The organism is Rhizobacter sp. (genome assembly GCF_035702065.1).
Lineage (GTDB): Bacteria > Pseudomonadota > Gammaproteobacteria > Burkholderiales > Burkholderiaceae_C > Rhizobacter.
Genome location: NZ_DASSRA010000416.1, coordinates 26,217 through 34,782 on the forward strand (window position 1 = coordinate 26,217; position 8,566 = coordinate 34,782).

Annotated in this window: 8 protein-coding genes; 4 read left to right on the forward strand and 4 right to left on the reverse strand. The window is 68.4% G+C overall.

Annotated elements, in window-relative coordinates:
• Positions 1-17: 17 nt before the first annotated feature.
• The gene (locus VFL64_RS18430) at positions 18-1,196 is read right to left on the reverse strand and encodes a methyl-accepting chemotaxis protein (RefSeq protein ID WP_489541839.1); all 1,179 of its coding nucleotides are present in this window, start codon (positions 1,194-1,196) and stop codon (positions 18-20) included.
• 315 nt (positions 1,197-1,511) lie between these two features.
• Here VFL64_RS18430 and VFL64_RS18435 point away from each other — a divergent pair, with 315 nt between their 5' ends.
• Positions 1,512-2,321 carry a LuxR C-terminal-related transcriptional regulator gene (locus VFL64_RS18435; RefSeq protein ID WP_489541840.1) on the forward strand — a complete coding sequence of 270 codons (810 nt, stop codon included), beginning with the start codon at positions 1,512-1,514 and terminating at the stop codon, positions 2,319-2,321.
• A gap of 9 nt (positions 2,322-2,330) precedes the next feature.
• On the opposite strand, the gene VFL64_RS18440 is transcribed toward VFL64_RS18435, so the two are convergent.
• Both VFL64_RS18440 and rocD read right to left on the reverse strand, forming a co-directional pair.
• Positions 2,331-3,227, reverse strand: a complete 897-nt coding sequence (locus VFL64_RS18440; RefSeq protein ID WP_489541841.1) for an aldo/keto reductase — start codon at positions 3,225-3,227, stop codon at positions 2,331-2,333.
• A 62-nt stretch (positions 3,228-3,289) separates the two neighbouring features.
• Positions 3,290-4,561, reverse strand: a complete 1,272-nt coding sequence (gene rocD / locus VFL64_RS18445) for an ornithine--oxo-acid transaminase (RefSeq protein WP_489541842.1) — start codon at positions 4,559-4,561, stop codon at positions 3,290-3,292.
• 114 nt (positions 4,562-4,675) lie between these two features.
• Here rocD and VFL64_RS18450 point away from each other — a divergent pair, with 114 nt between their 5' ends.
• The 3 genes from VFL64_RS18450 to pobA all read left to right on the forward strand — a co-directional run bounded on the left by VFL64_RS18450 (position 4,676) and on the right by pobA (position 7,293).
• Positions 4,676-5,155, forward strand: coding sequence for an Lrp/AsnC family transcriptional regulator (locus tag VFL64_RS18450; RefSeq protein WP_489541843.1), 480 nt, complete (start codon positions 4,676-4,678; stop codon positions 5,153-5,155).
• A 102-nt stretch (positions 5,156-5,257) separates the two neighbouring features.
• Positions 5,258-6,088 carry an IclR family transcriptional regulator domain-containing protein gene (locus VFL64_RS18455; RefSeq protein WP_489541844.1) on the forward strand — a complete coding sequence of 277 codons (831 nt, stop codon included), beginning with the start codon at positions 5,258-5,260 and terminating at the stop codon, positions 6,086-6,088.
• A 17-nt stretch (positions 6,089-6,105) separates the two neighbouring features.
• The gene (gene pobA, locus VFL64_RS18460; protein WP_489541845.1) at positions 6,106-7,293 is read left to right on the forward strand and encodes a 4-hydroxybenzoate 3-monooxygenase; all 1,188 of its coding nucleotides are present in this window, start codon (positions 6,106-6,108) and stop codon (positions 7,291-7,293) included.
• A gap of 33 nt (positions 7,294-7,326) precedes the next feature.
• Here pobA and VFL64_RS18465 read toward each other — a convergent pair whose 3' ends face one another.
• On the reverse strand, positions 7,327-8,436 hold the full coding sequence (locus tag VFL64_RS18465; RefSeq protein WP_489541846.1) for a 5-methyltetrahydropteroyltriglutamate--homocysteine S-methyltransferase: 1,110 nt from the start codon (positions 8,434-8,436) through the stop codon (positions 7,327-7,329).
• Positions 8,437-8,566: the final 130 nt, after the last annotated feature.

The window sequence follows — 8,566 nt, forward strand, 5'->3', positions numbered from 1 at the left end:
TTGCTCAAAAGAAACGCTCAGAAGAAAGTGATCTCTTCGTTCTTGGGCGCGCCGGCGGCACCGCCACCGCCGTGCGTCTCGCGCTCCTCGGCCATGGCGTAGGTCTTCTCCAGCTCGGCCAGCAGGGCGCGTGCGTCCACCGGCACGAGCAGCCCATCGCGCTCGTAGGTTTCGCGGCTGTGCGTCAGACGCTCGGGCAGGGCTTCGATGTTCTGGCGCACGTGCGTCATCACCTGGCTCACGCGGTCCTGGAATTGCAGCTGCACCAGCGCTTCACCCACTTCGGCCTGGATGCCCACGCTCTCGCGCTTGAGCACGTCGGCCGAAGCGGCCAGCGCTTCGGTCACGCCGCGGAAGCCGTTGAGCACGCCGTTGATCGAGGCCTCGCAGCCGTCGATGGAAGCCGCCTCGCGCGTGGCCGATTCTTCGGCGCTGCGCCGGGCGTTGGCGATGGCGTCGGCCACCAGCGCCACCTTGTCGGCCATGCGCTTGCCTGTCTCGCCCGACATGGCCGAGAGCTTGCGCACCTCTTGCGCCAGCACAGAGAAGCCGCGGCCGGTCTCGCCGGCGTGGGCGGCTTCGATGGCGGCGTTGATGGCCAGCAGGTTGGTCTGCGCCGCGATGTTGGCCACCTCGGCCGCCATCTGCTGCAGTTCATGGATGAAGCGGTGCAGGCTTTGCACCTCGTCGCGCAGCAGGCTGTTGCTCTGCATGGCGCTGCGCAGCGATTCGAGCACCGCGTTGAGTTCCTTGCTGCTGCTGGCGAACACCGCCACCAAACCGTGCTCGCTGTCCTGGGCGGAGTGGCCCGCCATGTCGGAGGCGCGCATCGCCTGGTCGAGCTTGTCGACGATGCCGGCAAAGCGCTCGGTGAGCGAAGAGATGGCCGATTCCATCTGCACGCGCGAGGTCTCGATGTGGCCACTCCAGACGGGCAGCACGTCGCGGCCCAGGCCTTCGGCGCCGGCCAGGTAGTCGGTGGTGGCGCGCTTGAGCTCACGTTTGACGGCGGCATGGCGCCGGTCGATGAACACGCCCGCACACACCAGGCCCACCGCGACAGGCACCGACCACATGCCACCGCCGAGCGCCCAGGTGCACAGGCCACCGGCGGCACCCAGGGCGCTGCCTTGCCATGCAAGCAGTTCCGCGCCGGGGAGGCGCGAGAACCAAGGGGAAAGCGAAGATTCACTCATAAGAGATGCGCAAAGGCGCGTTGTCGTCTGGCGGTCTGCCAAGTAGCTTCATCGGCAGAATGCCTCGCCGATTGAGGCTTCGATGGCCAATGCAACGGCCGTTTCGCCCCTTTTCTTTCTGCTTCCTCGTAAGAAAGTGTGTGCCCGCCAGCAAAGGGTTTCCACTAGCACAATCGTGCACCCCGTTTCGGTCGCCAAAAGCTATGGGCGATGCGCAGATTCAGCCCCTGGTCAGACCCGATGGCGCAGCGAGGTCGCCGCCCTAGACTCCAGCGCGGTAGCTAATAAAGAGAGCCGGCTGGAGACACCATCGCCATGCAGTCCTGGACCATCACGCCGCTTGCGCACGCGCCCCGCGAAGCACAGGCCAGCCTGGCCGGCGTGATCGGCGCGGTGGGCGACGCCGGCTTTGCCCAGGCGGCGCTGGCCAGCGTGAACGGCGCGCTCAACGCGGCCTCGTGGTCGGTGTACCGGGTGTGGCGCGATCGCGCGCCCGTGCTGCACCTCTCGTCCAGCCACGGCGTGGCCGACACCACGCGCGACTGCTTCCAGGTCTACCGCGACGGCCTGTACCGCCGCGACTCCACCTTCGATGCCGCCCGCTCGGCGGCGCGCCGCGGCGAGGCGCTGATGTTCCGCCTGCGCGCGCGCGACTTCCCCAACCCCGAGCACCGCGAAGCCATCTACCACCGCCACGGCGTGAGCGAGCGGCTCTCGGTGGTGTCACCCCAGGACGACGAGTCGGTGCTGGCGGTCAACCTCTACCACCACGAGCACCAGGGCAGCTTTGCCGACACGGAACTGGCCAACTTCGAGCAGCTGGCGCAGGGCCTGCTGGCGACGGTGCGGCGGCACATCGAGCTCACCGAGCCCGGCACCTCGACGGTGAGCAAGCGGCCCGACCTGGGCGCACTGACCGGTGCGCTGCAGCGCCACTGCCCGGCCCTGCCCGCGCGCGAGCTGGAGGTCTGCGCGCGCCTGCTGCAAGGCCTGAGCTACGACGGCATCGCCGCCGACCTGGGCCTCAGCGTGGCCACGGTCAAGACCTACCGCCGGCGCGCCTTCGAGCGCATGGGGCTGCATTTCAAGAGCGAGTTGTTCGCGGCCTTCGTCGGCCGCGGCTGAAGAGCGCCCTCAGGGCACCTCGTGCCCGGTGGCGGCGGCCCAGATCTCTGTCCACTCGGCGGCATCGAGCCGCAGCGCCAGCGCGGCCACGGCCTCGCGCAAGGCCTCGGGGCGGCGCGAGCCCACGATGGGCAGCGGCCGGCTCGGCAGGCGCAGCAGCCAGGCGTGAGCCACCGTCGTGGCGCTGCAACCGTGGCGCTGCGCAATCGCCGCAAGCGCCTGGCGCACGCGCAGCGCAGCCGGCTCGTGGCTCGTGAAGAGCGCCCCGCCGGCCAGCGGCGACCAGATCATCGGCCGCACGCGCAGGCGCTGGCACTGGTCTAGCGTGCCGTCGTCGAGCACCTGGCGGTTCAAGGGATGAAGCTCGACCTGGTTGGTCGACAGCGGGATGCGCGCGTTCAGCAGCTCGAACTGCGAAGGCGTGAAGTTGGAGACGCCGACGTGGCGCAGCTTGCCCGCGGCGACCAGCTGCTCGAACGTGCGAGCGACTTCGTCGGCATCGAGCAGCGCATCGGGGCGGTGGATGAGCAGCAGGTCGAGGTAGTCGGTGCGCAGCTGGCGCAGCGCGTTGTCGACCGTCCAGGCGATGTGCGCGGCGCTGGTGTCGTAGTGCTTGATGGTGTGGCCGGGCCGCGCAGGCGACACCAGCTTGATGCCCACCTTGCTCACCAGCTGCAGGTGCTGGCGCAGGCCGGGCTTCAGCGCCAGCGCCTCGCCGAACAAGGCCTCGACCGCGTAGCCGCCGTAGATGTCGGCATGGTCGAAGCTGCTGGCGCCGAGCTCGAGGCACTGCTCGATCCAGCTCAGCCGCTGCTGCGTCGACCAGCCCCACTCGGCCAGGCGCCAGGCGCCCGCGACGATGGGAGACAGGCGGGGGCCGCCCGGAGAGAGTTCGACGAGGTTCATGGTGGGGCGAGGTGGGGCTGCAAGAAGCTCGGATTCTCGCCCCGCGCTCTTACCCCACCCGCTCACACCGTCGATGCCACCGAATGGGACTGCAGCACCCGCTGCAGGGCTGCCACCGCGGCGTCGATCTGCTCGCGCTCGATCACCAGCGGCGGCGCCAGCCGCACGACGGTGTGGTGGGTGTCCTTGGTGAGCACGCCTTCGTGCATCAACTGCTCGCACACCTCGCGTGCGCTGGCGAAGGCCGGGTCGATCTGCACCCCGATGAGCAGACCGCGGCCGCGCACCTCGGTGATGGCCGGGTGCCTGAGCGCACGCAGGCTCGCCATGAGGTACTCGCCGTTCTCGTGCGCGCGGCGCGCCAGCTCGCCACTCTCCAGCAGCTGCAGCGCCGCACGGCCCACGGCGGCGGCCAGCGGGTTGCCGCCGAAGGTGCTGCCGTGGTCCCCGGGGGTGAAGAGCGCCATCACGTCCTCGCGCGCCAGGAAAGCGCTCACCGGCAGCAGGCCGCCGCCGAGCGCCTTGCCGAGCATCAGGCCGTCGGGCTTGATGCCTTCGAGGTCGCACGCGAGCAGCGCGCCGGTGCGGCCGAGGCCGGTCTGCACCTCGTCGCAGATCAGCAGCACGTTGTGGCGCGTGCAGATCTCGCGCACCGCCCGCAGGTAGCCGGCGGGCGGCACGATGATGCCGGCCTCGCCCTGGATGGGTTCGACGATGAAGGCCGCAGTGTCGGGCGTGATGGCCGCCTCCAGTGCCTGCGCGTCGCCGAAGGGCACGGTGCTGAACCCCGGCGCGAAAGGCCCGAAGCCGTCGCGGTACTGCGCCTCGCTGGAGAAGCCGACGATGGTGGTGGTGCGCCCGGCGAAGTTGCCTTCGGCCACCAGGATCTGTGCCCGCCCCTCGGGCACGCGCTTGACCTTGTAGGCCCACTTGCGCGCCGCCTTGATGGCGGTCTCGACCGCCTCGGCGCCGCTGTTCATGGGCAGCGCGCGCGCCATGCCCGTCATGCGGCACAGCAGCTCCAGGAAGCTGCCGAGCTGGTCGGTGTGGAAGGCGCGGCTGGTGACGGCGAGCTTTTGCGCCTGCTCGGTGAGCGCGTTCACCAGCACCGGGTGGCTGTGGCCGAAGCTCACCGCGGAGTAGGCCGACATCATGTCGAGGTAGCGGCGCCCGCCGTCGTCAAACAGGTAGACGCCGGCACCGCGCGTGAGCACCACGGGCAGCGGGTGGTAGTTGTGGGCGCCATGGCGCGCTTCGAGCTCGATGGGCGCGTGGCTGGATTGAGAGGCTTGGGCGCGTTGGCGCAGCGCGGTCGCGCGGGCGGCGGTGGTCATGTTCGTGGTGTCCTTGTCCAACTGTCTTCAGTCTAGGCAAGGATCTGCGAAATTTGCATGCCATTTATTGCACCAATACACTCCAAGTCACAAGATTCGTTCATATCGAAGGAGATGACGGTGGCAGAACAAGAGCTTGACGCACTCGACCGCAAGATTCTCACGGCGTTGCAGGCCGACGGCCGGGCCAGCAACGTGGAGCTCTCGGCCCAGGTGCACCTGTCGGCGCCGCAGTGCTTCCGCCGCGTGCGTGCGCTGGAAGAGCGCGGCGTGCTGCGCGGCTACCGCGCCCTGGTCACCCCGAAGGCGCTGGGCCTGGAGGTGATGGCCTACGTGAGCCTCAACATCGACGGCGGCCAGTTCGGCCGGGTGCGCGAGATCGAGGCCGACATCCGCGCCTTCCCGCAGATCCTGGAGTGCCACACCGTCTCGGGCGACAGCGACTACCTGCTCAAGGTGGTGGCGCGCGACCTCAAGAGCCTGAGCCAGTTCCTCACCGACCAGCTGATGCAAGTGCCGGGCGTGGACGACGTGCGCTCCATGATCTGCATGGAGGAGATCAAGGCACCGTCGCCCCTGCCCGTGGGGCTCTGAACGCACAAACGATCCGCCAATCGCACGAATGTGGCGATTACCAATGTATTTAGTGATGATGAATAACTACATTCCGAGGATCAAACGAATGACCTGACGCCCATGACCTCGCTGGATCCGCTTGACGCCTTCAACAACGAAACTGCGCTTCCGGAGCCCGCCGCGGCGGTCGACAGCGGCCCCCACAAGCGTGACCTGATCGCCGGGCTGGAGAAGGGCCTGGCGGTGATCGAAGCCTTCGACCAGGACCGCCCGCGCCTGACCATCAGCGAAGTTGCCACGCGCTGCGGCCTGACCCGCGCCGCCGCGCGCCGCTACCTCATCACGCTCGAGTACCTGGGCTACGTGAGCAGCGAACGCAAGATGTATTCGCTCAGCCCCAAGGTGCTGCGCCTGGGCCAGAGCTACATGCACTCGGCGCGTCTGCCGCGCATCGTGCAGCCCGAACTGCACAAGCTGGCCTACGCGCTCAAAGAGGCCTCCTCGGCCGGCGTGCTGGAAGGCAGCGACGTGATCTGCATCGCCGCCACCGAAGCGGGCCGCCTGGTCTCGTCGACGCTGCAGCCGGGCACCCGCGTGCCGGCGTACTGCACGGCCAACGGCCGCATCCTGCTGGCGGCCAAGACGCCGGGTGAAGTCGACGCCTGGCTGGCGCAGCAGAAGCTGGAGCCGCTGACGCCGCACACCCTCACCGACACCTCGCAGCTGCGCGCCGAGATCAACCGCGCGCGCACGCAGGGCTACGCGACCGTCGACCAGGAGTTCGAGCTGGGGCTGCGCACGGTGTCCGTGCCGCTGAAGAACTTCCGCGGCGAGGTGCTGGCCGCCATGAACATCAGCGTGCAGACCTCGCGCGTGAGCATGTCGCAGCTGGTCGAGACCTGCCTGCCCGCCTTGTTGCAAGCCCAGGCCCGCCTGCGCAGCACGCTCTGACACCGCAAGGAGACGCCATGCCCACGCAACGCGTACAAGTCGCCATCGTCGGTGCCGGCCCGTCGGGCCTGCTGCTCGGTGCCCTGCTGCACCAGGCCGGCGTTGACGCCATCGTGCTGGAGCAGCGCAGCGCCGAGTACGTGCTCGGCCGCATCCGCGCCGGCGTGCTGGAACAGGGCACGGTCGACCTGATGGACCAGCTGGGCCTGGGCCAGCGCATGCACGCCGAAGGCCTGGTGCACCAGGGCTTCAACATCGGCTACCGCAACACGCACCACCGCATCGACCTGCACAAGTTGACCGGCGGCAAGGACGTGATGGTCTACGGACAGACCGAAGTGACGCGCGACCTGATGGACGCGCGCGCCGCCGCCGGCGCCAAGACGGTGTACGAAGCGCAGAACGTGCAGCTGCACGGCTTCGACGGCGCATCCCCCACCGTCACGTACACCAAGGACGGCGTGGCGCACGAAGTGCAGTGCGACTTCATCGCCGGCTGCGACGGCTACCACGGCGTGAGCCGCGCCAGCGTGCCGGCCGGCAGCATCCAGACCTACGAGAAGGTCTACCCCTTCGGCTGGCTGGGCGTGCTGTCCGACACCAAGCCCGTGGCGCACGAGCTCATCTACTCCAACCACGAGCGCGGCTTCGCGCTGTGCAGCATGCGCTCCAACACGCGCAGCCGCTACTACATCCAGTGCTCGCTCGACGACAAGGTCGAACAGTGGAGCGACCAGGCCTTCTGGGACGAACTGCGCTTGCGCCTCGACCCCGAGGCCGCCGAGAGCATGGTGATCGGCCCGTCGATCGAGAAGAGCATCGCGCCGCTGCGCAGCTTCGTGGCGGAGCCGATGCGCTTCGGCCGGCTGTTCCTGGCCGGGGACGCGGCGCACATCGTGCCGCCGACCGGCGCCAAGGGCCTGAACCTGGCGGCGTCGGACGTGCACTACCTGTCGCGCGGGCTGATCGAGTTCTACCGCGACAAGAGCTCGGCGGGCATCGATGCGTATTCGGATCGCTGCCTGCGCCGCGTGTGGAATGCGGTGCGCTTCTCCTGGTGGTTCACCTCGCTGATGCACAAGTTCCCCGATGGCGGGGCCTTCGCACAGAAGATCCAGGAGGCCGAGATCGGCTACCTGCTGGGGTCGGTGGCGGCATCGACTTCGCTGGCAGAGAACTACGTGGGCCTGCCGCTGGAGGCGTGAGCCCCCAGCGCGCTTCGCACCGCGGCGAGGCGATCAGCCGCCCCACACCTCGCGCGCCGTCTCCACCACCAGCTTGAGCTTGTTGCGCTGGGCCTCGACGGCAATGTTGTTGCCGTGCACGGTGCTGGAGAACCCGCACTGCGGCGACAGGCACAGCTGCTCCAGCGGTGCGTACTTCGCCGCCTCGTCGATGCGCCGCTTCAGCGTGTCCTTGCTCTCCATCTCGCCGAACTTGGTGGTGACGAGGCCGAGCACCACGATCTTGCCCTTGGGCAGGTAGCGCAGCGGCCGGAAGTCGCCCGAGCGGTCGTCGTCGTACTCCAGGAAGTACGCATCCAGGTCCATCTCCGACAGCAGCGCCTCCGCCACCGGCTCGTAGTTGCCCGCTGCGGCGTGCGTGCTCTTGAAGTTGCCGCGGCACAGGTGCATGGCGAGCGTCATGCCCTTGGGCTTTTGCGCGACCACAAGGTTGATGAACTTGGCGTAGCGGTGCGGCAGCTCGTTGGGGTCGTCGCCGCGCTGGCGGGCCGCTTCGCGCATGTGCTCGTCGCACAGGTAGGCCATGTTGGTGTCGTCCATCTGCACATAGGTGCAGCCGGCTTCGGCCAGCGAGCGCAGTTCGTCGCCGTAGGCGTTGGCCACGTCCTGGTAGAAGCTCGGCTCGAGCTCGGGGTAGTGCTGCTTGCTGATGCCCGCGCGACCGCCGCGGAAGTGCAGCATCGTCGGCGAGGGGATGGTCACCTTGGCCGTGCTGCCCGGCGCCAGCTGGCGCTTCAGGTACTGGAAGTCGGCCAGCTGGATGTCCTTCACGTGGCGCACCTTGTCGATCACCTTCATCACCGGCGGGGCCAGTTCTTCCGTGCCGTCGGGGCGAATGATGGTGACCGGGATGTCGGTCTTCACACCGCCCAGCTGCTCCAGGAAGTCGATGTGGAAGTAGGTGCGGCGGAACTCGCCGTCGGTGATGCCCTTGAGGCCCAGGTCCTCCTGGAACTTCACGATCTCGGTGATGGCCTGGTCCTCGACCTTGCGCAGTTCGGCGGGCGTGATCTCGCCCTTCGCCTTGCGGGCTCGGGCCTCGAGGAGGTCTTTCGGACGCAGGAAGCTGCCGACGTGGTCGTAGCGGGCGGGGAGTTTCATCATGGTGTGTGCCTCGGTCTCTCTCTGTTCGTTCGTTGAAATGGTATCGCCGGGGAGCTGGGGTTCGCCTTCGGGCTCACCCCAGCCTACGGTTGCCCGCCCCAGCGTGCGAAGGAGCGCCGCCGCGCCCTCG

Excerpts from the sequence above, each read along its gene's own strand:
- VFL64_RS18430 (WP_489541839.1), bottom strand. The coding sequence starts at position 1,196 with ATGAGTGAATCTTCGCTTTCCCCTTGGTTCTCGCGCCTCCCCGGCGCG.
- VFL64_RS18435 (WP_489541840.1), top strand. The coding sequence starts at position 1,512 with ATGCAGTCCTGGACCATCACGCCGCTTGCGCACGCGCCCCGCGAAGCA.
- VFL64_RS18440 (WP_489541841.1), bottom strand. The coding sequence starts at position 3,227 with ATGAACCTCGTCGAACTCTCTCCGGGCGGCCCCCGCCTGTCTCCCATC.
- rocD (WP_489541842.1), bottom strand. The coding sequence starts at position 4,561 with ATGACCACCGCCGCCCGCGCGACCGCGCTGCGCCAACGCGCCCAAGCC.
- VFL64_RS18450 (WP_489541843.1), top strand. The coding sequence starts at position 4,676 with ATGACGGTGGCAGAACAAGAGCTTGACGCACTCGACCGCAAGATTCTC.
- VFL64_RS18455 (WP_489541844.1), top strand. The coding sequence starts at position 5,258 with ATGACCTCGCTGGATCCGCTTGACGCCTTCAACAACGAAACTGCGCTT.
- pobA (WP_489541845.1), top strand. The coding sequence starts at position 6,106 with ATGCCCACGCAACGCGTACAAGTCGCCATCGTCGGTGCCGGCCCGTCG.
- VFL64_RS18465 (WP_489541846.1), bottom strand. The coding sequence starts at position 8,436 with ATGATGAAACTCCCCGCCCGCTACGACCACGTCGGCAGCTTCCTGCGT.